The sequence below is a fragment of the Streptomyces sp. NPDC005195 genome (assembly GCF_040608315.1).
Classification (GTDB): Bacteria; Actinomycetota; Actinomycetes; order Streptomycetales; family Streptomycetaceae; genus Streptomyces; species Streptomyces kaempferi.
The window spans coordinates 16616-39199 of sequence record NZ_JBEXHZ010000020.1 but is presented as its reverse complement, the minus strand read 5'-3'; the positions used below and the strand labels follow the sequence as shown (position 1 = coordinate 39199).

General features: G+C 71.4%; 22 protein-coding genes and 1 riboswitch. Of the genes, 10 read left to right on the top strand and 12 right to left on the bottom strand.

The window, feature by feature from the left end; translation table 11 throughout:
- Window positions 1–34 precede the first annotated feature (34 nt).
- On the top strand, window positions 35–733 hold the full coding sequence (locus ABZV34_RS21310) for a glycerophosphodiester phosphodiesterase (protein ID WP_356278730.1): 699 nt from the start codon (window positions 35–37) through the stop codon (window positions 731–733).
- Window positions 734–757: 24 nt separating this feature from the next.
- Here the strand turns inward: ABZV34_RS21310 and sigJ are convergent, their stop codons facing one another.
- The 7 genes from sigJ to ABZV34_RS21275 form a co-directional block, all read right to left on the bottom strand.
- On the bottom strand, window positions 758–1681 hold the full coding sequence (gene sigJ, locus ABZV34_RS21305) for an RNA polymerase sigma factor SigJ (RefSeq protein ID WP_356278908.1): 924 nt from the start codon (window positions 1679–1681) through the stop codon (window positions 758–760).
- Window positions 1682–1742: 61 nt separating this feature from the next.
- Window positions 1743–2507: an NAD(P)H-binding protein gene (locus ABZV34_RS21300; RefSeq protein WP_356278728.1), complete on the bottom strand. Its 765-nt coding sequence runs from the start codon at window positions 2505–2507 to the stop codon at window positions 1743–1745.
- 67 nt (window positions 2508–2574) lie between these two features.
- Window positions 2575–3024: a hypothetical protein gene (locus ABZV34_RS21295; RefSeq protein ID WP_356278726.1), complete on the bottom strand. Its 450-nt coding sequence runs from the start codon at window positions 3022–3024 to the stop codon at window positions 2575–2577.
- 102 nt (window positions 3025–3126) lie between these two features.
- Window positions 3127–3630: a hypothetical protein gene (locus tag ABZV34_RS21290; protein WP_356278723.1), complete on the bottom strand. Its 504-nt coding sequence runs from the start codon at window positions 3628–3630 to the stop codon at window positions 3127–3129.
- A complete protein-coding gene (locus tag ABZV34_RS21285) occupies window positions 3614–4105 on the bottom strand; it encodes an RNA polymerase sigma factor (protein ID WP_356278721.1) in 492 nt (163 codons plus the stop codon). Before ABZV34_RS21285 ends, ABZV34_RS21290 begins: the two co-directional genes overlap by 17 nt.
- 181 nt (window positions 4106–4286) lie before the next feature.
- Window positions 4287–4925 carry a class F sortase gene (locus ABZV34_RS21280; protein ID WP_356278718.1) on the bottom strand — a complete coding sequence of 213 codons (639 nt, stop codon included), beginning with the start codon at window positions 4923–4925 and terminating at the stop codon, window positions 4287–4289.
- The gene (locus ABZV34_RS21275) at window positions 4922–5290 is read right to left on the bottom strand and encodes an LPXTG cell wall anchor domain-containing protein (RefSeq protein ID WP_356278715.1); all 369 of its coding nucleotides are present in this window, start codon (window positions 5288–5290) and stop codon (window positions 4922–4924) included. Before ABZV34_RS21275 ends, ABZV34_RS21280 begins: the two co-directional genes overlap by 4 nt.
- Window positions 5291–5654: 364 nt before the next feature.
- Between ABZV34_RS21275 and ABZV34_RS21270 the strand changes: the two genes are divergently transcribed.
- Together ABZV34_RS21270 and ABZV34_RS21265 are read left to right on the top strand one after the other, a co-directional pair.
- Entirely contained in the window at window positions 5655–6608 is a 954-nt protein-coding gene (locus ABZV34_RS21270) for a 5'-nucleotidase (protein WP_356278906.1), read from the top strand.
- 477 nt (window positions 6609–7085) lie between these two features.
- Window positions 7086–8219 (top strand): hypothetical protein, encoded by a 1134-nt coding sequence (locus ABZV34_RS21265; protein WP_356278712.1) that lies wholly within the window; start codon window positions 7086–7088, stop codon window positions 8217–8219.
- A 20-nt stretch (window positions 8220–8239) separates the two neighbouring features.
- Here ABZV34_RS21265 and ABZV34_RS21260 read toward each other — a convergent pair whose 3' ends face one another.
- The gene (locus tag ABZV34_RS21260; RefSeq protein ID WP_356278904.1) at window positions 8240–9421 is read right to left on the bottom strand and encodes a spermidine/putrescine ABC transporter substrate-binding protein; all 1182 of its coding nucleotides are present in this window, start codon (window positions 9419–9421) and stop codon (window positions 8240–8242) included.
- A gap of 578 nt (window positions 9422–9999) precedes the next feature.
- Complete coding sequence (locus tag ABZV34_RS21255) at window positions 10000–11439, bottom strand: gamma-aminobutyraldehyde dehydrogenase (RefSeq protein WP_356278709.1); 1440 nt, start codon at window positions 11437–11439, stop codon at window positions 10000–10002.
- Window positions 11440–11604: 165 nt separating this feature from the next.
- On the opposite strand from ABZV34_RS21255, the gene ABZV34_RS21250 reads away from it, so the two are divergent.
- The 7 genes from ABZV34_RS21250 (at window position 11605) to ABZV34_RS21220 (ending at window position 18256) form a co-directional block, all read left to right on the top strand.
- The gene (locus tag ABZV34_RS21250) at window positions 11605–12123 is read left to right on the top strand and encodes an Lrp/AsnC family transcriptional regulator (protein ID WP_356278706.1); all 519 of its coding nucleotides are present in this window, start codon (window positions 11605–11607) and stop codon (window positions 12121–12123) included.
- Complete coding sequence (locus ABZV34_RS21245; protein ID WP_356278703.1) at window positions 12108–13487, top strand: aspartate aminotransferase family protein; 1380 nt, start codon at window positions 12108–12110, stop codon at window positions 13485–13487. Before ABZV34_RS21250 ends, ABZV34_RS21245 begins: the two co-directional genes overlap by 16 nt.
- 187 nt (window positions 13488–13674) lie before the next feature.
- Entirely contained in the window at window positions 13675–14412 is a 738-nt protein-coding gene (locus ABZV34_RS21240; protein WP_356278700.1) for an ATP-binding cassette domain-containing protein, read from the top strand.
- Window positions 14394–15692 (top strand): hypothetical protein, encoded by a 1299-nt coding sequence (locus ABZV34_RS21235; protein WP_356278697.1) that lies wholly within the window; start codon window positions 14394–14396, stop codon window positions 15690–15692. The genes ABZV34_RS21240 and ABZV34_RS21235 overlap by 19 nt, the downstream gene beginning before the upstream one ends.
- 105 nt (window positions 15693–15797) lie before the next feature.
- Window positions 15798–16205, top strand: coding sequence for a VOC family protein (locus ABZV34_RS21230; RefSeq protein ID WP_356278694.1), 408 nt, complete (start codon window positions 15798–15800; stop codon window positions 16203–16205).
- A 102-nt stretch (window positions 16206–16307) separates the two neighbouring features.
- Complete coding sequence (locus tag ABZV34_RS21225) at window positions 16308–17423, top strand: Rossmann fold nucleotide-binding protein (protein ID WP_356278691.1); 1116 nt, start codon at window positions 16308–16310, stop codon at window positions 17421–17423.
- A gap of 149 nt (window positions 17424–17572) precedes the next feature.
- On the top strand, window positions 17573–18256 hold the full coding sequence (locus ABZV34_RS21220; RefSeq protein WP_356278688.1) for an LAETG motif-containing sortase-dependent surface protein: 684 nt from the start codon (window positions 17573–17575) through the stop codon (window positions 18254–18256).
- A gap of 244 nt (window positions 18257–18500) precedes the next feature.
- Here ABZV34_RS21220 and ABZV34_RS21215 read toward each other — a convergent pair whose 3' ends face one another.
- The 3 genes from ABZV34_RS21215 to ABZV34_RS21205 all read right to left on the bottom strand — a co-directional run bounded on the left by ABZV34_RS21215 (window position 18501) and on the right by ABZV34_RS21205 (window position 22353).
- Window positions 18501–19535 (bottom strand): ABC transporter ATP-binding protein, encoded by a 1035-nt coding sequence (locus tag ABZV34_RS21215; protein WP_356278902.1) that lies wholly within the window; start codon window positions 19533–19535, stop codon window positions 18501–18503.
- An 80-nt stretch (window positions 19536–19615) separates the two neighbouring features.
- On the bottom strand, window positions 19616–21295 hold the full coding sequence (locus ABZV34_RS21210) for an iron ABC transporter permease (protein ID WP_356278899.1): 1680 nt from the start codon (window positions 21293–21295) through the stop codon (window positions 19616–19618).
- Window positions 21271–22353 carry a thiamine ABC transporter substrate-binding protein gene (locus ABZV34_RS21205; protein ID WP_356278686.1) on the bottom strand — a complete coding sequence of 361 codons (1083 nt, stop codon included), beginning with the start codon at window positions 22351–22353 and terminating at the stop codon, window positions 21271–21273. Before ABZV34_RS21205 ends, ABZV34_RS21210 begins: the two co-directional genes overlap by 25 nt.
- Window positions 22354–22430: 77 nt before the next feature.
- Window positions 22431–22549, bottom strand: a riboswitch (TPP riboswitch).
- Between the last annotated feature and the right edge of the window lie 35 nt (window positions 22550–22584).

Sequence of the window (22584 nt, the reverse complement as noted above, 5' to 3'; positions counted from 1 at the left end):
CCGCCGCGTCATGGGCCCCGTGCACAATGGGCCCATGCACACCGTGACCGCCGTCGCCCATCGCGGCGACCCCTATCGCGTCCGTGAGAACACGATCGACTCACTGCGTTCCGCGCTCCACCGGGGCGCGGACGCGGTGGAGATCGACGTACGGCTCACCCGCGACGGCGTCCCCGTGCTGCTGCACGACGAGACGCTGAAGCGGCTGTGGGACGTGGACCGGCCGCTGCGGGCGCTCTCCGCGGACGAGGCGCACGGCCTCACCGCCGGCGGGGTGCCGACGCTCGAGGCGGCCCTCGCGGCGACCGGCGACAGCCGGATCATGGTCGACCTGCCGGGCGGCCCCGACGCCGGGGCCGTCCGCCGGATCGTCGACGTCGTCCGCTCGTGCGGCGCCGAGGAGCGGGTGTACTACTGCGCGGGCGCCCCGGCCATGCTGGCGGTGCGCGCCGCCGACCCCGCCGCGGAGATCGCGCTGACCTGGACGACGCTCGCGCCGCCGCGCCCGGCCCTGCTCGACGCCGTGCGGCCGCGCTGGCTCAACTACCGCTTCACGCTGGTCGACCGGGACCTCGCCGCCCGGGTCCACCACGGCGGCCATCTGCTGTCCGTGTGGACCCCGGACACCCGGCGCTCCCAGCGACGGCTGCTCGGCCTCGGCGTCGACTCGATCACCACGAACCGCGTCGACACGCTGTGCGCACTGCGCGAGGGCCGGGCCGACCGCGGCTGAGCCGCCGTCGGCCCCCGCACCGGCTCACCCCGACGCGTCGCCCCCACCCCCACCGTCACCATCGGCATCGGCATCGGCATCGGTCCAGGCGTGGAGCTTGTCCGGGTTGATCACCAGCCACAGATCGGTGACCAGACCGTCGCGCACCTCGGTGGCCACGACGGCGACGGTGGTGCCGGCGATGCGGACCGTCACGCCGGGAAGGCCGTTCACGTTCTCCTCGACGAGCTCCATCCCGGGCTCCTTGCGCATGAGCCCGATGAAGAGGCGCGCCACCTTGTCCCGGCCGACGACCGGGCGCAGGGCCGCGCGCACCTTGCCGCCCCCGTCGCTGCGCGACTCGGCCACGGGGTCGAGGAGGGCGACGAGGGCATCGAGGTCACCGGTCTCGCACGCCGCACGGAACGCGGAGACGATCCGCCGGTGTTCGTGCGCCGGCCGGCTGCCGGACCGCCGGTGGGCGAGGCGTCGGCGCGCCGAGGCGGCCAACTGGCGGCAGGCCGCGGGGGTTCGGCCCATCGTCCCGGCGATCTCGGTGAACGGCAGGCCGAAGACGTCGTGCAGGACGAAGGCGACGCGTTCCGCGGGGGTGACCGTGTCCAGGACCACGAGCATCCCCATACCGACCGATTCGTCGAGGGTGATCCGGTCGGCCGGATCGTCCTCGCCCGCCCGCCCCGCGCTGGTCCACACGGTGCCGTCCCGCAACGGCTCGGGCAGCCACTCGCCGGTGTAGCGCTCACGGCGGACCCGCGCCGAGGCGAGATGGTCGAGGCAGATCCGGGAGGCGACCCGGGTCAGCCACGCCAGCGGTGTCCCGATCTCCCGCTGCGCCTCCTCGGACTGGGCGTACCAGCGGGCGTACGTCTCCTGCACGACGTCCTCGGCGTCCTGCACGGAACCGAGCATGCGATAGCCGAGGTTGAGCAGCCGCCGGCGTTCGGTCATCAGGGAGCCGACGGTGGGGTCGGAGTCCCGCGGGGGTCCGGGTGGCGTGGACACGGCGTCGTCATCCTCCCTGGGCGACGTGCTGGGTGACGTACGAGGCGAGCCACGCGTCGAAGGTCTGGGTACCCCGGGGCCCGGGGCCGGCCGGAAGCAGACCGTCGCCCGTCATGGCGGCGCCCGTGGCGCCGGGCATCCGCACCGGCAGCACCAGCCGACGCCGACGCCGGGCCCGCAGCAGCCGGCCCACCATGTCGACGAGGTGCTCGACCCGCGGTCCGGCGAGCTCGGGGGCCATGCCCCGCGCAGGTGCCGTCACCAGCCGCACGAGGTGCTGGGCCACCTCACGGGCGGCGACCGGCTGCGTCCGCATCCGGGGCACCACCGCGAACGGCTTCGGGACGAGGTCGAGGGTCTGCTCCGCGAACTCGTGGAACTGGGTGGCGCGCAGCACCGTCCACGGGGTCCGCCCGTTCCTCACCACGTCCTCCTGACGCAGCTTCCCCTGGTAGTAGCCGAGGCCGACCCGGTCGACGCCGACGATCGACAGCACGACGTGGTGCCGTACGCCGGCCCGCTCACCGGCGTCCAGGAGATTGCGGCCGGCGCTGTCGAAGAACGAGACGGCCCGCCGCCCGCTCATGGTGGTCACGTTGCTCACGTCGACGACCGCGTCCGCGCCCGCGACGACCGCGTCGAGTCCGGCGCCCGTCACGAGGTCCACGCCCCGCGACCTGGCCAGCACCACCGGCTCCTGCCCCGCCGCGGCCAACTCCTCGACCACGTACCGTCCGACCAGCCCCGTCCCGCCTGCCACCGCTACGCGCATGCCGTGCCTCCCACGTGTCCCGATGGTCCCCTACGTCTGCGTCCACGTCCTGGTGCGCCGCCCCGGGTCACCGCGGGCCGCCCCGTCGTACGGGCCGTGAGCCGTCCCTTCGTAGGGGCACGACCGGCACCACCAGCAGGGCCGGCACGAGCAGCAGCGCGGAGAGGGTCACGACGTTGAGCACCTGGTCGCGCGTCCCGTACATGTCGAGATGCTGTACGTGATAGCCGAGGTGCAGGACACCGAAGACCAGCCAGACCGCGCCCGTCGTCCGCCCGAGCCGGTCGTCGCGCGCGTGGCGCAGGGTGACCACCGTCAGCACGGCCAGCGCGAGGAACATGGCCCCGGTGTCCTTGGCGAGGTGTTCGTTGTAGGGGCCCAGCTGAGGCAGCCAGCTCAGCCCGAAGCCGGGGAAGTGCGCGTACCAGCCCTTCGGGGAGAAGTAGGCCCAGACGCCTGTGTACAGCCCGGTCACGGCCAGGAGGCCGAGACCGGCGTACCGGATTCTCGTGTTCATGCCCCTATGACGAGACAGCGGCCGCCGATGTGAGGCGGACCGGCGGGACACGGCCGGGCGGTCGCGGACCGAGGGGTCGCAGGGGCCGGGCGGTCGCGGGCCCTACCGCCGGATGGCGCCCTCGGTGGTCACGATCCGGTCGGAGCCCCGCGTCGGTACGGCGGAGGGCGAGGAGAGGGTCGGGCGCGGTGTCGTGGACGGCGCGCGGCCGTCGGTGGCCCGGCCGGTCTGGGCGCTGGGGAGGTGGGTCCGGGTCCTCCCGCCGGGACGGGGCTGGACGGAGCGCGGCGACACCGACGGGTCGGGCGCGACCGACGGGGTGCTCCGGGGCGCCGGACCGCTCGCGGGCGGCGGGGCGAGGGGGACGGTCGGGGACACGGGTGCGTCGGGTGCCGCGGTGCGGAAGGGCAGCGCGACGAGGGCGGCGGCGGCACAGGTCAGACCGGCCCCGGCCGCGGCACGCAGCAGCCGGCGGCGGGCCGCTCCGCGGCGGATCGCCTCGTACCGGCCGGCGGGCGGGCCGAGATAGTCGGACGAGGGCCGCAGGATGACCGCGAGGGGGTCGTCGGGTTCGGAGTCCGGACCGTCATCAGGGCGTGTGATCAAGGCTTCTCCTCAGATGGGCGCGGAGCAGTTCTCGGGCCGCGTGGAGATCGGCCTTGATGGTTCCTTCCTTGCGCCCGGTCAGCACGGACACCTCTCGGATCGGCATGTCAGCGTAGTAGTGCAGCAGAATCGGGACGCGCAGCCGTTCGGGCAGCGACCCCACGAGCAGGCGTACCGAGGGATCGGCCTGTTCGACCGGGGGGCGCACGGCGGCCTCCACGGTGGCACGGTGTACGGCTCTGCGTTCGCGTTCGAGCTTGCGCCAGTGGTCCCGGACGAGGTTGGCCGCGGTGACGTAGAGGAATCCGCGGGGTTCCGCCACGGACGTCCAGCGGGCCCAGAGCCGGGTGAACGCCTCCGAGGCGATCTCGTGGGCCGTCTCGTCGTCGTCGACCAGACGGCGGCACCAGCCGGCGAGGCGCGGATAGAGGGCGGCGAACAGCTCGGACGCGGCCTTCTCGCGGGACCGTTTCAACGCTCTCCATGGTCGTGGGTCACTCGTGGGGAAGGATCCCGGGCCGTCGGCTTACGGTCCAGCGGCCCGGGATCCTGGCGGCGGAGGGGCGGGGCGGTGTCCTCGACCGCCGTGGTGGTGACAGATGCTCCCGACAGGTGGCCGGTGGTTCCGGCGGGTCGCGGCGGGCCGTGGGACCCGGTCAGCGGCCCGCGGAGCTCAGCGTCGCGAAGACGATCACGTTGTCGAGGTATCCGTCGCCGGTGCGCGGGCCGCCGCAGGTGATGAGCCGCAGTTCCGGACGGTCCACGTCACCGTAGACCGCGTCCGCCGGGAACTCCGCCTTGGCGACCGTGCGTACGGAGTCGACCGTGAACACCGCCGTCGTGCCGTTCTCCAGGCGCGCCTCGACACGGTCGTCCCGGCGCAGCCGGTCGAGGTGACGGAAGACCCCGTCCCCGTAGGCGCCGACCGTGACATGACCGAGGATCACCGACGGACCGGTCTGACCCGGCGTCGGCGAGAACTGGTACCAGCCCGCCCGGTCGTGTGCGGTGACCGGGGGCACCTCCACGCCGCCGCCCTGGGTCAGCCCCAGCCGGATGAGCGGGGTGTCGACCTCGATGGCCGGAATCCGCAACCCGACCGGGACCGAACGCCGCAGGGCACGCGCCGCGTTCGCGGACTGCCGCGCAGGCGATGACGTTGTCGTTGGCGTGGACGGTGTCGTGGCTCCCCGGCCCGTGGTCGTCGTGGTCCTCTGCGCCGGATGGCCGCCGCAGCTCACGACCAGCGAGGCCAGGGCCGCGGTGGCGAAGGCGCGCCTGGAGGGTGAGGTCATGCCCCGGTCGCCCGCCGGCGACGTACGAGGAAGACCGCCGCGCCCCCGCCGACGAGCACCGCGGCGGCGCCCCCGCCGAGGAGCGTGCTCTGCGATCCGGACCCCGTGGACGTCGGCGCCACGCCGGTGTCGGGTGCGCCGTTCGGTACGACGGCGACCTGGCCCGGGGTCGACGCCCGGCTCGGTACGGGGCTCGGAGCCCGGGTGTTGCCGCCCGTCGCCCGGCTGGGCTCGGCGCTGGGGGCCGGGGCGGTGGTGACGCTGGGGCGGGTGCTCGGGCTCGCCCCGTCGGCGAACGCGGACACCGTGCCCACCGGCACGGCCAGGCACGCGAGGGCCACGGCGCTCAGGACTGTTCGGCGCATGAATCGCTCTCTTTCCTCGGACCGCCCGCCCGGTCACCCGGGGGGCTGCGTTGTGGATCGAGCGGAGAGACGAGACAGCGGCCGACCAGGTTGTAAAGAAAGGGCAAAGCCGCCGACGGTTGTGGCGGCCGGGCCGGGGGCCTGGCCCACCGCCCCTGCCGCCGAAGCGTCCGCCAGTGCCACACTGTGCCCCGGGGAAAGGGGCGGGCCATGGGATTCGGTCTCCGTGCCGGTGCGCCTGGGCCGGGTGCGCGAGTCGGCCGGTCGCCCCTTCGTCCGGCCGGCCTCGGCGGGCGCCCCGCCCGGCGGCATGAGCGCGACAGAACGCCCCCGCACATTCGTCCGGCACGTAAGGGAATTCACCATGCCCCCCTATAGCCTCGAAAACCGGCTGGTCATAGGAATAGCCTCGAGCGCGCTCTTCGATCTCGCGGAGTCCGACGGTGTGTTCCGGAAGGAAGGTGAGGAGGGATATCGCATCTACCAGCGAGCCAATCTCGACAACACCCTCCAACCCGGTGTCGCCTTCTCTTTCATTCGCCGCATCCTGTCGCTGAACGACCTGAACCCGCCGGACGACCCTCTGGTCGAAGTGATCATCCTGTCCCGCAACGACCCCGACACGGGGCTTCGGGTCATGCGGTCCATAAAAACGCATGGCCTGCCGATAACCCGCGCCATTTTCATGCAGGGCCGGGCGCCGTACAAGTTCGTGCGCGCTCTGCACATGTCGTTGTTCCTGTCCGCGGACGAGAACGACGTCCGGGAGGCCGTGGCCGCGGGACTCCCCGCGGGCCGGGTCCTGGGCTCCGCCGTCGCCGACGATCCGGAGGACAGGGACCTGCGGATCGCCTTCGACTTCGACGGCGTCCTCGCCGGCGATGAATCGGAGCGCGTCTTCCGGCAGGACGGGATAGAGAGTTTCCGCGCTCACGAGACCATGAACGTGGCGACCCCTCACGACGCGGGCCCGCTGCGAGACTTCCTGCGCGAGATCAACAAGCTGCAGCGAAGAGAGCAGGAACGCCGCCGGGAGAAAGAGGACTACACGATCCGCGTGCATGTATCGATCGTCACGGCACGCAACGCACCGGCGCATGAGCGCGCCGTGCTGAGTCTGAACAAATGGGGAGTGACCGTCAACGACGCCTTCTTTCTCGGCGGCATCGACAAGAGTTCGATCATGGACGTACTGAGGCCCCATATCTTCTTCGACGACCAGGAGATCCACCTCAAGGGAACGTCCCAGACGACCCCGAGCGTCCACATTCCCTTCGGAGTCGTCAACCAGGGGCAGAACACCGAAACGTCCGGATAGGTTTCCCGCACCGAGGTGCCGGGGCCTGTCCGGTGAAGGCCGTCACCGGTGTGCTTCCGGCTGAAGCACGGGTCGTTGCCGTTCCCGCGGACTCCGGCCACCGGGCACAGTCGTTCAAGGTGCCGTCCAGGATCACGTGTGTACGCCCGGCTCCAGCGTCCCGCCACGGGCGTCACGGCCACCCGCGGCCTGGGGTTCCCGCGCGCTCCGGCCGTGCGCCCGGATCGCGACACCGGACGGATGCGCTCCCGAGCGGACGGCCGGAGCGGGAGGCCGGAGCGGGATCAGCGCCGTGGGCGCTGCGGGCGGAAGGCATGTTCCCGCCCTGACCGCCGGTTGCCCTGTCCGACCGGGGCCGCCGGGCAACCATTGCGCGAACCGTCCCTGGCCAGGCATCATGCCCCGCGTTGTCCGTGCGGCAGGGGTGGAACAGCTGTGAACAAGGAAGCCCGCGGTGGCGAAGCGGAATCGTCGGGAATGGCTGGCCGAGTCCGCTATCGGGCTTCGTGGCAGCAGTCCCTGCCACTGGGCCTGCTCCTCGGGGTCGTCGTGCTGATGCAGGTGTCGAACCCCTCGCTGTGGGCGCAGCACCGGTCCGGGCTGTCCGGCCTGCCGTTCGAGTCGCGGGTCCTGGCCATGGTGCCGCCGTTCCTGATCACGCTCGAACTGTGGGTGCTGAGCCACTACGTCGGCGTGACCCTGACCCCTGAGGGGGTCGTCGTCCACAACCTGCGCCGCCGGACCATCCCGTGGACCGGCGTGGCCGAGGTCGCGGTCGAACCGGTCACCGGCGGACGCCGGGTGGTCCTCTACGAGACGGACGGACGCCGCACCCCGCTCCGCATGCCCAGCTCCGGTTTCCTGTCCCGCGACCGCCGGTTCGACGACAAGGTCGCGACGATCCGAAGCTGGTGGCTCGCCAACGGCGGCACGGCGCGAGTCGCGGACACAGCTGGTGAATTCGGCGCCTGGGGGCATGCCCGTGGCCGACTGCCCGAGCGGCTGGGCATGCGACCCGCGCCAAGCAGGTCGGTGCCCACCGCCCTGCTGCTCGGCTGGCTCGCGGCCGATGCGGTGATGGCGGGGTTCGCCGGGGGGCCCGGCGCTGATCACCCGACGCTCCTCGGCCGCACGCTCGGCGCACTCGTCGCGCTCTCGCTGCTGCTGGGCGCGGGCTTCCTGAGCTTCGGCAGAGGTGTCACCCTCACTGCCGACCACCTGGTCGTACAAGGGCTGCGGCCCCGAACCGTTGCCTGGGACGAGATTCAAGGGATCGCCGTCGAGGGCCACCGCGGCGGGCGCAGGCCGGTCGTCCTCGAAGCGGGCGGGCGCCGCACGCCATTGCCGGTACCGCGGGTCGGACGCGTGCTCTGGGACTCGGAGTTCGAAGCCAGGGTTCACACGCTCCATCACTGGTGGCGCGCCCACGCGGAGACCGGCACGACCCCGGCCGGAACGGCGCTCCAGCCCTCGGACCAGACACCGCTCCTTCCCTGGCGCGGACCGCGTCCGTGGCAGAAGGGAGTGCTGGCCCTGGCCTGCGTCGCCCTCGGCTCCCAGATCCTCCTGTTCGTTCTTGTCGGAGCCTTGTTCCTCACCGCCGGTCGCTGAGAAACCGTCACCGGAGCGCGTCACAGCCCCGCGATCGCGTTCCAGCGCTTCGCGAACCGCGTGCGTTCGGTGGACGTGATGTCGCGGGCGATGGCGAGCCGCTTGCGCATGGTGGCGTTCGGGAAGATCAGCGGGTTCTCGGCGAGGGCGGCGGTGTCCCTGTCCCCGGAGGAGGCGAGGATGTCCTGGGCGGCCGGGACCGGGCAGACGTAGTTGACCCAGGAGGCCAGTTCCGCGGCCACCTCCGGCTCGTAGTAGTAGTCGACGAGCTTCTCCGCGTTGGCCTTGTGGTGCGCCAGGTTGGGGATCATCAGCGAGTCGGACCAGAGTTCGGCGCCCTCCTCGGGGACGACGAAGCGGATGTCCGGGTTGTCGGCCTGGAGCTGGATCACGTCGCCCGAGTACGCCTGACAGGCCAGTACGTCCCCGCTGACCAGGTCCTTGGTGTAGTCGTTGCCGGTGAAGCGCCGGATCTGGCCGCTGTGGACGTGCTTCTCGACCTGGTCGCAGATCCGGTGGAAGTCGTCGGCGGTCCACCGGGTGATGTCGACTCCGTTGCCCTGCATGAGCAGCGCGAACGCCTCGTCCAGACCGGAGAGCAGGGTGACCCGGCCCTTCAGGTCACCGGCCCACAGATCGGAGACGTGCCTGATCTCGCGGCCCGTCTTGCGGCGGTTGTACGCGATGCCGGTGATCCCCGACTGCCACGGCACGGTGGACCTGCGGCCGGGGTCGAAGGCCGGTGAACTCAGCAACGGGTCAAGGTACTTGGTGACGTTCGGCTGCTCGGCCCGGTTCATCCGCTGGACCCAGCCGAGGCGGACGAAGCGCGCGCACATCCAGTCGCTGATGACGATCAGGTCGCGGCCCGTCCGCTGGTGGTTCATCAGGGACGGGCTGATCTTGCCGAAGAACTCGTCGTTGTCGTTGATCTCCTCGATGTAGTCGACGGAGATACCGGTGCGCCTCTCGAAGGTGTCCAGCGTGGGCCGCTTCGTGTGGTCCTTGTCGTCGGTGTCGATGTAGAGCGGCCAGTTCGACCAGGTCAGCCGTTTGTCGCGGGCGGAGAGGTCGGCTCCGGCACGGTCACCGGGTGACACGTACGCGGCGGGCACCCCGCACCCCGCCAGCGCGCCGAACACCGCACCCCCGCCCAGGGCGCGCAGCAGGGACCGCCGGGACAGGGTCGAGGTCTTCCGCATCACTGGCACGCGGGCAGCATCCCGTTCCCGGGACCGCCCGGACAATGGACGCTGCGTCGAGCCCTCGCCCGCCGAACCGACACCCTGTCGATCAAGGCGCGCCGGGTGGTCGCTCCGTACGGTGCCGTTCCGGCGCCGGCCGCCGGGGCGGGAGCGGTGGCGCCGGCCCCCGGCCGTCGCGGCGGATCCGGGTTCGCGTACGACGACTTCACGGCCGTCGCGCTCCGCGGACTCCGGGGCGGTGGGACCGTACGGTGCCGGGTGCGCCGCCCTGCGCTCCCGGCACAGCGCGGCGGCCACGGTCTCGGCGAGCTCTCCGTGCCGCTCGACCACCAGCACACGCATACCGTCCAGTATGCCGCGCGCCGGTCGCCCCCGGGCCGGGCCTTTCACCCCGTCCGCTCCCCCGCTCACGCCGCCCACCCGCTCACGCCGCCGAATACCGGCGACCGGCGTCGAGCGCCGCGGGCCGCGGACCTGCGCGGAGAACGAGGGAACGCCGCGGCCCCGGACGGATCATCACCGTCCGGGGCCGCGTGCTCACCGCCCGGGGCCGTGCCCCGTGTTCACGCCTGGTGCTACGCGTCCAGTGACGTCATGACGTGCTTGATCCGCGTGTAGTCCTCGAAGCCGTACCCGGAGAGGTCCTTGCCGTAGCCGGACTTCTTGAAGCCGCCGTGCGGCATCTCGGCGACCAGCGGGATGTGGGTGTTGATCCACACGCAGCCGAAGTCGAGGGCCTTGGACATCCGCATCGCCCGGCCGTGGTCCTTCGTCCACACGGAGGACGCGAGGGCGAAGTCCACGCCGTTCGCCCACTCGACGGCCTGGGCCTCGTCGGTGAAGGACTGGACGGTGATGACCGGTCCGAAGACCTCGTTCTGGATGATCTCGTCGTCCTGCTTCAGGCCCGAGACGACGGTCGGGGCGTAGAAGAAGCCCTTGTCGCCGACCCGGTGGCCACCGGCCTCCACCTTCGCGTGGGCGGGCAGCCGCTCGATGAACCCGGTGACCTGCTGGAGCTGGTTGGGGTTGTTCAGCGGGCCGTAGAGCACGTCCTCGTCGTCCGGCATGCCGGTCTTGGTCTCGGCCGCGGCCTTGGCGAGCGCGGCCACGAACTCGTCGTGGATGCCCTCCTGGACGAGGACACGGGTGGCGGCCGTACAGTCCTGACCGGCGTTGAAGTAGCCCGCGACCGAGATGTCCTCCACGGCCTTGGCGATGTCGGTGTCCGCGAAGACCACGACCGGGGCCTTGCCGCCGAGCTCCAGGTGGACCCGCTTGAGGTCCTTGGACGCCGACTCGGCGACCGACATGCCCGCGCGCACCGAGCCGGTGATGGAGGCCATCGCCGGGGTCGGGTGCTCGACCATCGCGCGGCCGGTGTCGCGGTCGCCGCAGATGACGTTGAAGACGCCCGTGGGGAGGATGCCGCCGATGATGTCGGCGATCAAAACAGTGGAGGCGGGGGTGGTGTCCGAGGGCTTGAGGACGACCGTGTTGCCCGCGGCGAGCGCCGGCGCGAACTTCCACACCGCCATCATCATCGGGTAGTTCCACGGGGCGACCTGCGCGCAGACGCCGACCGGCTCACGGCGGACGATGGAGGTCATGCCCTCCATGTACTCGCCGGCCGAGCGGCCCTCGAGCATCCGCGCCGCGCCCGCGAAGAAGCGGATCTGGTCGACCATGGGCGGGATTTCCTCGGACCGGGTCAGACCGATCGGCTTGCCGGTGTTCTCCACCTCGGCCGCGATGAGCTCCTCGGCCCGCTCCTCGAACGCGTCCGCGATCTTCAGGAGGGCCTTCTGGCGCTCGGCGGGGGTCTGGTCGCGCCAGGCCGGGAAGGCCGCGGCGGCGGCCGCCATCGCGGCGTCCACATCCGCCTGACCGGACAGCGGCGCGGTCGCGTACGCCTCGCCGGTCGCGGGGTTGACGACCTCGGTGGTCCGCCCGTCGGCGGCGTCCCGGAACTCACCGTCGATGTAATTGCGCAGTCGACGCAGCTCGGTGCTCACTGCCGGCCCTCCAAGTTCAGGTGTCCAATCGCTGAGACACCCACACTAATCCGTGCTTCCACGTTTTCAACACCCCCGGCGACCCCTCGACTGCGAAATCCGCAAACTAGGTCCCCGTAAACAACGAATTTCATCGCTATAGCCTTGCGGAACCGTCGAGACGTCGTGCACAGTGAGGCCGTGGCCAGTCGAAGCGCAGACCCCAGGGACTCCACCCGCGAGTCCAGGAACGGCAGTCCCCAGCTGGACTCCGTGTCCCTCGCCATCATCGAACAGCTCCAGCAGGACGGACGCCGTCCGTACGCCGCGATAGGCAAGGCCGTGGGCCTGTCCGAGGCGGCCGTGCGCCAGCGCGTACAGAAGCTGCTCGACCAGGGCGTGATGCAGATCGTCGCCGTCACGGACCCGCTCACCGTGGGCTTCCGCCGGCAGGCGATGGTCGGCGTCAACGTCGAGGGCGACCTCGACCCGGTGGCCGAAGCGCTGACGGCCATGCCGGAGGTCGAGTACGTGGTGATGACCGCGGGCTCGTTCGACATCCTCGCCGAGGTCGTCTGCGAGGACGACGACCACCTGCTGGACGTCATCAACAAACGCATCCGGGCGCTGCCCGCCGTGCGCTCCACCGAGAGCTTCGTCTACCTGAAGCTCAAGAAACAGACCTACATGTGGGGAACCCGATAGCCGTGAGCAAGGACCTCAGCCGAACCGCGTACGACCACCTGTGGATGCACTTCACCCGCATGTCCTCGTACGAGAACGCGCCCGTTCCCACGATCGTCCGTGGTGAGGGCACCTACATCTACGACGACAAGGGCAAGCGCTACCTCGACGGTCTCGCGGGTCTGTTCGTGGTCCAGGCGGGCCACGGCCGCACCGAACTCGCGGAGACGGCGTTCAAGCAGGCGCAGGAGCTGGCCTTCTTCCCGGTGTGGTCCTACGCCCACCCCAAGGCGATCGAGCTCGCCGAGCGCCTCGCCGACTACGCCCCCGGCGACCTGAACAAGGTCTTCTTCACCACCGGCGGCGGCGAGGCCGTCGAAACCGCGTGGAAGCTCGCCAAGCAGTACTTCAAGCTCCAGGGCAAGCCGACCAAGTACAAGGTCATCTCGCGCGCGGTCGCCTACCACGGCACCCCGCAGGGCGCCCTGTCGATCACCGGCCTGCCGGCTCTGAAGGCACCCTTCGAGCCGCTGGTCCCCGGTGCCCACAAGGTCCCGAACACCAACATCTACCGCGCCCCGCTCTTCGGCGACGACCCCGAGGCCTACGGCCGCTGGGCCGCCGACCAGATCGAGCAGGAGATCCTCTTCGAGGGCCCGGAGACCGTCGCCGCGGTCTTCCTGGAGCCGGTGCAGAACGCCGGCGGCTGCTTCCCGCCGCCGCCCGGCTACTTCCAGCGGGTCCGCGAGATCTGCGACCAGTACGACGTGCTGCTGGTGTCGGACGAGGTCATCTGCGCCTTCGGCCGCCTCGGCACGATGTTCGGCTGCGACAAGTTCGGCTACGTACCGGACATGATCACCTGCGCCAAGGGCATGACCTCGGGCTACTCCCCGATCGGCGCGTGCATCATCTCCGACCGCATCGCCGAGCCGTTCTACAAGGGCGACAACACCTTCCTGCACGGCTACACCTTCGGCGGCCACCCCGTGTCGGCCGCGGTGGGCCTCGCCAACCTCGACCTGTTCGAGCGCGAGGGTCTCAACCAGCACGTGCTCGACAACGAGGCCAGCTTCCTGCAGACCCTGCAGAAGCTGCACGACCTGCCGATCGTCGGCGACGTCCGCGGCAACGGCTTCTTCTACGGCATCGAGCTCGTGAAGGACAAGGCCACCAAGGAGACCTTCACGGACGAGGAGTCGGAGCGCGTGCTCTACGGCTTCGTCTCCAAGAAGCTCTTCGAGTACGGCCTCTACTGCCGCGCCGACGACCGCGGTGACCCGGTCATCCAGCTGTCGCCGCCGCTGATCTCCGACCAGTCCACCTTCGACGAGATCGAGGGGATCGTCCGTCAGGTGCTTACGGAGGCGTGGGCGAAGCTCTGATTCCGCCCGGCTGATCCACAACGGCCCCGGGGCGCCCGTTCGAGTGAGAATGGGCGCCCCGGGGCCGCGTGCTGTCCGGCCTCCCGCCCCCGACTCCCTAGCGTGCCCAGTGACCGATCGGCCCTGTCTTCGTTCCCCCGTCCGGGGGATTGGCAGCGCAAATCAGATCCTGAACGAGGTGTACGCGATGGTGGCCCCGCCGGACAACGACGTGCTCTGGGCACGCGCCCTGCACGTCAACCACAACGGCTCGCCCGCGCTCAGCGGTGTCTCGCTCGGCGTCCGCGACGGAGAGATCCTCTCCGTCGGCGGCCCGCGCGGCAGCGGCAAGACCACGCTGCTCCAGTGCCTGTCCGGGCAGCTCCTGCCACAGCAGGGCGAGGTCTGGTTCAACAGCGTGCCCGTGCACACCATGGGCGCGCTGGCCCGCGAACGCCTGCGCCGCGACCGCTTCGGCTGGATCGACCCCGTGCCCGTCCTCGTGCCCGAGCTGAACTCCTGGGAGAACGCGGCGCTGCCCCTGATGCTGCGCGGTTCCGGCCGCCGGGCCGCGAAGACCGCCGCCCTGGAATGGCTCGAACGCCTGGACATCGGCGACTGCGCGCGCAAACGGCCGCACGCGCTGCTCCAGGCCGAGCGGCAGCGCGTCGCCATCGCCCGCGCGCTCGTGCCCGCCCCCCAGGTGCTCTTCGCCGACGAGCCGACCGCTCCGCTGCACCGGGCCGACCGCGCCCATGTGCTGCGCACCCTCACCACCGCCGCCCGCTCGCACGGCATCACGGTGGTCCTCGCCACACACGACGCGGACACCGCCGCCCTCGCCGACCGCACCATCACACTGCTCGACGGACGGCGTGTGAACACCGTCCACCTGCCCCCGGTCACCGAGACGGAAGGCCGGGCCGCGTGCTCGCTCTCCGTCTAGCCCGCGGGGCGCATCCCCTCGTCCAGCTGCGCAGGCTGCTGGTCGCCGCCGCCTCGGCGGGCACCGGCTTCCTGCTGCTGAGCGCGCTGGGATACGCCATGGCGCATCCCGACGCCTCGACCGGCTCGGTGCTCCGGCTCCTGTGGTGCCTCGCGCCCGTCGCCGCCAGCGTCCACCTGGCGGTCGCGGTCGCCCGTACGGACCCGGGGACCCGGCCCCGCCCCGGGCTCGCGGCGGTCGGGCTCGGCCCCGGGCGCCTGATGGTCGTCTCGGCGGTGACCACCGCCCTGTCGACCACGCTGGGCTCGATGCTCGCGCTGCTGGTCTTCCTGCACCTGCGCGGCGATCTGACGGGCATGCCCTTCGACGGCGCCGCGACCGCCTTCCTCGCCGCGGACCAGCCACTGCCGCTGCCCGCGGCCCTGACCCTGCTGCTCCTGGTACCGGTCGCCGCGTCCCTCGCCAGTGCGGTCGCGCTGCGCCCGCGGAGCGCCGGCCCCGGCCGGACGGCCCGGCCGAGCGCCACCGCCGCGGGAGCACCCGGTGCCCCCGGCACGACCGGTGACCCCGCTCCCGGCACGACCGGTGGCCCCGCTCCCATGACGGCCGAGGCCGGCCCGAACGCCGGCCACCCGGAACTCCCGCCGGACCCGCAGCCTCTCCCGCCTCCGCTGCCCGCGCCCGCCGGACTGCCCTGGGGCACCGCCGTCGTCGCGGCGGGGCTCGCCGTGGAGTCCTACGCGAGCCGCTCCGGAGCGGCACCCGGCTCCGACCTGACGAGCCGTTTCGCGGGCAGCCCCGCCGGGGTGCTCGGCGGCTGGGCCCTCACCGCGGTCGGCCTGGCCCTGGCCGGACCCGCGATCACCCACGTGTGCGGATGGCTGCTCCAGGCCGTGCGTCCCGGCGCGCTGCGCCTGCTCGCCGGGCGCGGGCTCCAGGGAGAGGCCCGGCGCATCGGGCGGCCGCTGGGAGTGGTGTGCGCGGTCGCGTCGGGCGCGTACGCCATGGCGACCGTGTACGCGGGAGCGCGGCCCTCGATCGGGCCGCTCAGCACGCTCGGAGCGCTGCTCGTCGCCGGATGCGCCGTCGCGACCCTGTTCACGGCGGCGCTGGAGACCAAGCAGGCCCGCGCCGACACCACGGCGGCGCTGCTGCGGCTGGGGGCGCCCGCCTCGGTGCTGCGCAGCGCGGCACTGCTGCGCGCGGGCGTACTGCTCGCCGTCTTCGGACCGCTGACCTGGCTGGTCGCGGAACTGGCCGCGATGCCGCTGGCCCCCTGAACAGAGGTACGAACCGTCTTCGCCACGGCCGATGAGTTCCGCGAGGACGGGCGGTCTACCTCTCCGTACGGCACACGACCTCACCTCCACCGGGAGAGACCGCTCATGTACCAGCAGATGATCTTCGTGAACCTCGCCGTGAACGACGTCGACGCCTCGAAGAAGTTCTTCACCGAGCTCGGCTACACGATCAACCCGCAGTTCTCGACGGACGAGTGCGCCTGTGTGGTCATCAGCGACACGATCGTCGCGATGCTGCTGAGCAAGCAGCGCTACGCGGACTTCACGAAGAAGGAGATCGCGGATCCGGCCCGGACCAGCGAGGTGCTGCTGTGTCTGAGCGCCGAGAGCCGCGAGAAGGTGGACGAGCTGTGCGACAAGGCCCTCTCGGCGGGCGGCTCGGGCACCCGGGAGGCCCAGGACCACGGCTACATGTACGGCCGCACCTTCGACGACCCGGACGGCCACACCTGGGAGGTCATGTGGATGGACCCGGCGGCCGTCCAGGGCTGAGTGCCCCGGCCGCCCGGACCCGGCGGCCGTCGCGGCCCGGCGCCACCGCCAGGGGCCGCCAACACCCCGCCCCGGTTCCCCTTCCGGCACTAGCATGGCCGCGTGCAGCCAACTCCCCTCCACGCCGGTCGCGACCGTGAGATCGAGTCCCTCGCCGAGTTCGACGAGGTCGTCTCCGAGCACGGCTCACTCACCCGGTTCCGCGTCCAGTCCGTGGATCTGACGGACCGTACGGACGCCCTGCTCTCCGTGGACACCTCGGGCGCCGTCTTCCTCGGCTGCCCGATGGATCCCCGGGCGGCGGCCCGGGTGAGAGCCACGGGCGCGCTGGTCTTCCCGCCCATACCGGGGCTGCCCTTCGATCCGTACCGGGGACTGCTCCACTCCCCCGACGAGCTCTTCGCGTCCCTCGACGCCGGGTACGAGGCGACACCGGACGCCCGTACGTACACCTGGTTCCAGCAGACCAAGGCCGACGGCGACGTCTTCGCGTCGATGCTGCGCTCGATCCACGACGACGCGGTGTCGGACGCCCTCGACGAACTCCTCGCCGGCGCACGGGTGGTGGGCGTGATGGGCGGCCACGCCATGGCGCGCGGCACACAGGCGTACGAGGGCGCGGCACTCCTGGGACGCGAACTGGCGCGCTCCGGCCTCATGGTCGCCACCGGCGGCGGGCCGGGCGCGATGGAGGCCGCGAACCTCGGCGCGTACGCGGCCCCGTTCGACGACGTGATGCTCACCGAGGCACTGCGACTCCTCGCCGGGGCACCGTCGTTCCGCCCCTCGATCACCGACTGGGCGCGCGCCGCGTTCACGGTGCGGGAAAGCTGGCCCGCGGGTGGCCCCTCGGTCGGCATCCCGACCTGGTTCTACGGTCACGAGCCGCCGAACCCGTTCGCCGCGCACATCGCCAAGTACTTCGCCAACGCGACCCGTGAGGACGGGCTGTTGGCGCGCTCGAACGCGGGCGTCGTCTTTCTGCCGGGCGCCGCCGGGACCGTACAGGAGATCTTCGACAACGCGACCCCGAACTACTACGAGTCGCGTGGAGAGCCCACACCGATGGTCCTCGTGGACCGCGCGCACTGGACGGAGCGGCACCCCACCTGGCCGCTCCTCCAATCCCTGGCCCGTGAGCGGGCCATGGAGGACCGGATCGCTCTGGTCGACCGGATCGAGGACGCGCCGGAGGCTCTCAAACGCCTCGGTGGTTAACGACATGGCAAAGCCGACGGCACGGCAGGGCATATGCATTGACAGCACTTAGCTGGCCCTTATAGACCTGTGTGGCCTAAGGGAGTCCTGTTGCCACAGCAGAACCCCCCTCAAACCCCCCGCAGTTGCGCAATCTGTGAAGGGCAATCGTGTCCATATCTCGCCGTACCGCACATTCCGTGCGCATCCTCGGTGTTGCCTCCGCCACGGCCGCGCTCGCGCTCGGTGTCGCCGGCAACGCACTTGCTTGCAATATCCGTGACTTCTCGGCCGTCGCCTCGTGCGACGACAACGGGAAGGGCATCATCACCGTGACCGACACCGACGCCTCCGGCGTCGAGGCCACGGTCTCCGTCTTCCTCGAGGCCAACGGCGCGGACTCCCGCCAGGTCGGCTCCGAGACGGTCAAGGGCACCCGCGAGGGCGCCACTGTCACCTTCTCCGAGGACTGGGCTCCCAACGCCACGTACCGCGTCCACGTCACGGCCGGGAAGATCGTCAACGAGGACGTCTCGCCCCAGCTGACCACGCCGTCCAAGGCGTGCAAGTCCGACGAGTCGCCTTCTCCGACGCCGAAGCCGTCGGAGAGCTCCTCCTCCCCCGCCCCCTCGGAGTCGGCTTCCGCGACCCCGTCGGAGTCGGAGAGCAGCGCCGCGCCCGCGACGCCGGGAGACAACGCCCCGTCCCCCGCGGTCGGTGACTCCAACCTCGCCGAGACCGGTGCGAACTCCAACACCCCGATGATCGCCGGCATCGCCGGTGCCTTCGTGGTCGTCGGCGGCGGAGCGGTCTACTTCGGTATGCGCCGCCGCGGCGCCTCGAAGACCGGCTGAACCGCACCACGCCTGTAGGACCGTGTGGCCCGCCCCCTCCCGGAGGGGGCGGGCCACACGTCTGTGCGGGGCGCTGCCCGAAGGCCGTCCGCCATCCGAAGGCAGCCGGTGAGGACGGCGGGGGCTGCTTCGCGACGGTGGCTCCGCGGGTCCGTTACAGGCCTCGGCCGCCCCCCTCGCGTCCCGATGGCGTGGCACGCGGTCACCGGGACGCGCGGGTGCCCCGGTGGCGGTGGTCGGAGGTCTATCCGGCCGAGGACTCCCCGAGTACGACGACCTCGGCCTCGTCGAACGCCACCGCGACCTGGTCGCCGGGCGCGGGCGCCTCCCGCAGCGCGCATGCCGCCTCCAGCCGCGGCGCGCCCTCCGGCTGGAGATGGACGGCTACGTGGGTGCCCCGGAAGGTGCGTGCGGTCACCGTGCAGGGCAGCCCGTCGGCGCGGGCGACCAGCCGTACGCCCGCGGGTCGCACGAGCAGCGTGCCGGGACCCTGTGGCGTGTTCTCGGGTACCGGAAGCTTCCCCCACGGCGTGTCCGCGATCCGGCCGGTCACCGTCGCGTCGGCCACGTTGTCGAAGCCGAGGAAGCGGGCCACGAACTCGTCCGCCGGATGCTGCCAGACCTCAAGTGGCGTACCCGACTGGGCGATCCGCCCCTCGCGCATCACCACGACCCGGTCGGCCAGCGCGAAGGCCTCACCCTGGTCGTGCGTGACCGCGAGCACGGTCGTACCCAACTGTCCGAAGAGTGCACGGAGTTCGACGACCAGCCGTTCGCGCAGCGAGCGGTCGAGCTGGCCGAGCGGTTCGTCGAGCATCAGCAGCCGGGGCCGGGGAGCGAGGGCGCGGGCCAGCGCGACCCGCTGCTGCTCGCCTCCGGACAGGGCCGCGACGGCCCGGGAGGCGGCGCCGGGCAGCCCGACGAGGTCCAGCAACTCGCCGACCCGCAGCGCCTGTTGTTCCTTCGGCACGCCGTGCATCCGGAGCCCGAAGGCGACATTGCCGCCCACGTCGCGCTGCGGGAAGAGCTGGTGGTCCTGGAACATCAGCCCGACGCCCCGGCGGTGCGCGGGCACCCCCGCCTGGTCGTGGCCGGTCAGGAGCACACGTCCCGCGTCGAGCGGCTGCAGTCCGGCCACCGCCCGCAGCAGCGTGGACTTGCCGCTGCCGCTCGGTCCGAGCACGCACACGATCTCGCGCTCGGCGACCTCCAGATCGACGGCGTCCAGCACGGGCCGGCCACCGAAGCGCACGGTCGCCGCCTCGACACCGAGCAGGATCTCCGGTGCCCCCGTACCCGTACCCGTAGCCGTACCCGCACCCGTCGTCCCAGACGTCGCCTTCATGACGAGCCTCGCCATCAGAACTCCCCTGTCCGGTCGGTCCGCATACGCTCCAACAGCAGCAGCGCCACCGCGCACACCACCATCAAGATCGTCGAAAGTGCCATCGCCTGCCCGTAGTTGAGGTCACCGGCGCGCCCGAGCAGCCGCGCGACCGCGACCGGCAGCGTCGGGTTGTCGGGGCGCGCGATGAAGACCGTCGCTCCGAACTCCCCGAGCGACACGGCGAAGGCGAACCCCGCCGCGATCAGCAGCGCCCGCCGCACCATCGGCAGGTCGACCTCCCGCCACACCCGCCACGGCGAGGCACCGAGCACCGACGCCGCCTCCCGCAGCCGTCCGTCCACCGCCCGCAGCACGGGCAGCATCGTCCGTACGACGAAGGGGACACCCACCAGCGCCTGCGCGAGCGGCACCAGGATCCAGCTGCTCCTGAGATCGAGCGGCGGCTCGTCCAGCGCGATCAGGAACCCGAAACCGACGGTCACGGCGGACACACCGAGCGGCAGCATCAGCAGTGCGTCGAACCCCCGCACGAGACGACCGGCGCGGCCGGTCAGAGCGGCGGCCGCCAGACCTCCGATGACCACGGCGATCGCGGTGGCGGCGAACGCGTACTCCAGGGAGTTGCCGATCGCCTCGATCGGGGCCACCAGGAAGATGCCGCCGTCATCGGAGGCCAGCGCCCTGTAGTAGCCGAATCCGAAGCCGCCCGGGGTGTCCAGGGACCGCTGGACCAGGACTCCGAGCGGCAGCACGAGCAGGACCGCGATGCTCGCGAGCACTCCCGTGAGCAGCGCCCACTGCCCGGCCCCGCGCGGCCGGCGGGCTGTCGTCTCCGGGGCCACCAGACGCAGGGCGGTCTCCCGGCGGCGTACGGTCCCCGCGTGGACGGCGAGGATCGCGCCGACGGCCACGAACTGGATGATCGTCAGCACCGCCGCCGTCGCGAGGTCGAAGATCTCCGAGGTCTGCCGGTAGATCTCGACCTCGAGGGTGGAGAAGGTCGGCCCACCGAGGATCTGGACCACCCCGAACGAGGTGAAGGTGAAGAGGAAGACCATGAGCGCCGCGGCGGCGACGGCCGGGCTCAGGGCAGGGAGCGTCACCCTGCGCCAGGCCGCGAACCGGGAGGCGCCGAGCATGCGCGCGGCCTCCTCCTGACGCGGGTCGAGCTGCGACCAGAGCCCGCCGACCGTGCGGACGACCACCGCGTAGTTGAAGAAGACGTGCGCGAGCAGGATCGCCCAGACCGTGGTGTCGAGCCGTACGCCCCACAGACCGTCCAGGAGTCCGCCGCGGCCGATCAGCGCCAGGAAGGCCGTACCGACGACGACGGTGGGCAGCACGAAGGGAACGGTCACCACCGCGCGCAGCACCTGCTTGCCCCGGAAGTCGAAGCGCGCGAAGACATACGCGCCGGGGAGCGCGATCAGCAGCGTGAGCGCTGTCGAGGCGAGCGCCTGCCAGGTGGTGAACCAGAGCACGTGCCGGATGTCGGACCGGCCGAGCACCTCCCCGATCCGCCCGAGCCGCCAGACCCCGTCGATCCTGAGACCGCGGGCCACGATCGCCGCGACGGGGTAGGCGAAGAAGACGCCGAAGAACACGACCGGCAGGGCCATGAGCCACAGCCGCGTCGCGCTCCCCCGCCTCCTGGGCGCCGCCTCGGCTACTTCAGTACGAGCGAGGTCCACGACTTGACCCACTGGTCACGGTTCTTGGCGATCTCGGCCGGAGCCAGGGTCTCGGGGTGCTCGGCCTGCGGGCCGAACTTCACGAACACCTCGGGCACCTTGGCGGTCTCACGGACCGGGTACACGAACATGTTCAGCGGCATGTCCTCCTGGAACCTGAAGCTGATCAGGAAGTCGAGGAGCGCCTTGCCGCCCTTCGTGTTCCTCGCGTTGCTCAGCAGCCCCGCGTACTCGACCTGGCGGAAGCAGGTGCCGCTCGCGACCCCGGTCGGCGCGGTCTTCGGCTTCGGGTCGGCGTAGATCACCTCGGCCGGCGGGGAGGAGGCGTACGAGACGACCAGCGGCCGGTCGGCCTTCGCCTTCTTGCCGCCCGCGGACCCCGAGAACTCGTCGTTGTAGGCCTGCTCCCAGCCGTCGACCACCTTCACGCCGTTGGCCTTGAGCTTCTTCCAGTAGCCCTGCCACCCGGCGTCCCCGTACTTCGCGGCGGTCCCGAGCAGGAAACCGAGGCCGGGCGAGGACGTGGACGCGTTCTCGGTGACGAGCAGGTTTTTGTACGCGGGCTTGACGAGGTCGTCGAAGGAAGTGGGCGGGGCCAGTTCGCGCTTGCTGAAGTAGGCCTTGTCGTAGTTGACGCAGATGTCGCCGGAGTCGATGGGCGTGACCCGGTGCTTCTCCTCGTCGACCCGGTACTCCTGGGCGATCTGGCCGGAGCCCTTGGGCTCGTACGGCTGGAACAGCCCGTTGTCGAGCGCGCGGGAGAGCAGGGTGTTGTCGACGCCGAAGAAGACGTCGCCCTGCGGGTTGTCCTTGGTCAGGATGGCCTTGTTGACGGCCTGGCCGGCGTCGCCGTCCTCGAGGACCCTGACCTTGTAGCCCGACTCCTGCTCGAAGGCGTGCAGCACGCTCTTGGAGTAGGCGAAGGAGTCGTGGCTGACGAGGGTCACGGTCCCGGCGTCGGCGGCCTTGTCGCCGGAGCCGGACGAGCCGCACGCGGACAGCGTGACGAGGCCCAGTGCGGCGAACACGGCCGCGGTCGTCCTCTTCTTGGTGCTCACTGAATTCCTCCTGGGGTGACCAGGAAGAGACGCGGCCCTGCCCGGGAACTCGGCGGTTCCCGGGCAGGGCGCAACAGCTTGAGTGATGCCCGAACTTCCTACCCAGAATGACCTGGGCGAGGTTCAGAGGGTCTGCGGCCCACCGGTGTCCCGGCTGCCGCACTCTCAGCGCTGTGGCGCTCCCCTGTCGGAATATGAAGATGTCGGAATATGAAAATGTACGTGCCAGGT

Bases quoted from the DNA above. Each gene is read 5' to 3' on its own strand.
- ABZV34_RS21275 (WP_356278715.1), bottom strand. From the start codon at position 5,290: ATGCGCCGAACAGTCCTGAGCGCCGTGGCCCTCGCGTGCCTGGCCGTG.
- ABZV34_RS21310 (WP_356278730.1), top strand. From the start codon at position 35: ATGCACACCGTGACCGCCGTCGCCCATCGCGGCGACCCCTATCGCGTC.
- ABZV34_RS21295 (WP_356278726.1), bottom strand. From the start codon at position 3,024: ATGAACACGAGAATCCGGTACGCCGGTCTCGGCCTCCTGGCCGTGACC.
- ABZV34_RS21265 (WP_356278712.1), top strand. From the start codon at position 7,086: ATGGCTGGCCGAGTCCGCTATCGGGCTTCGTGGCAGCAGTCCCTGCCA.
- ABZV34_RS21300 (WP_356278728.1), bottom strand. From the start codon at position 2,507: ATGCGCGTAGCGGTGGCAGGCGGGACGGGGCTGGTCGGACGGTACGTG.
- ABZV34_RS21280 (WP_356278718.1), bottom strand. From the start codon at position 4,925: ATGACCTCACCCTCCAGGCGCGCCTTCGCCACCGCGGCCCTGGCCTCG.
- ABZV34_RS21270 (WP_356278906.1), top strand. From the start codon at position 5,655: ATGCCCCCCTATAGCCTCGAAAACCGGCTGGTCATAGGAATAGCCTCG.
- ABZV34_RS21260 (WP_356278904.1), bottom strand. From the start codon at position 9,421: ATGCGGAAGACCTCGACCCTGTCCCGGCGGTCCCTGCTGCGCGCCCTG.
- ABZV34_RS21240 (WP_356278700.1), top strand. From the start codon at position 13,675: ATGGTGGCCCCGCCGGACAACGACGTGCTCTGGGCACGCGCCCTGCAC.
- ABZV34_RS21230 (WP_356278694.1), top strand. From the start codon at position 15,798: ATGTACCAGCAGATGATCTTCGTGAACCTCGCCGTGAACGACGTCGAC.
- sigJ (WP_356278908.1), bottom strand. From the start codon at position 1,681: ATGACCGAACGCCGGCGGCTGCTCAACCTCGGCTATCGCATGCTCGGT.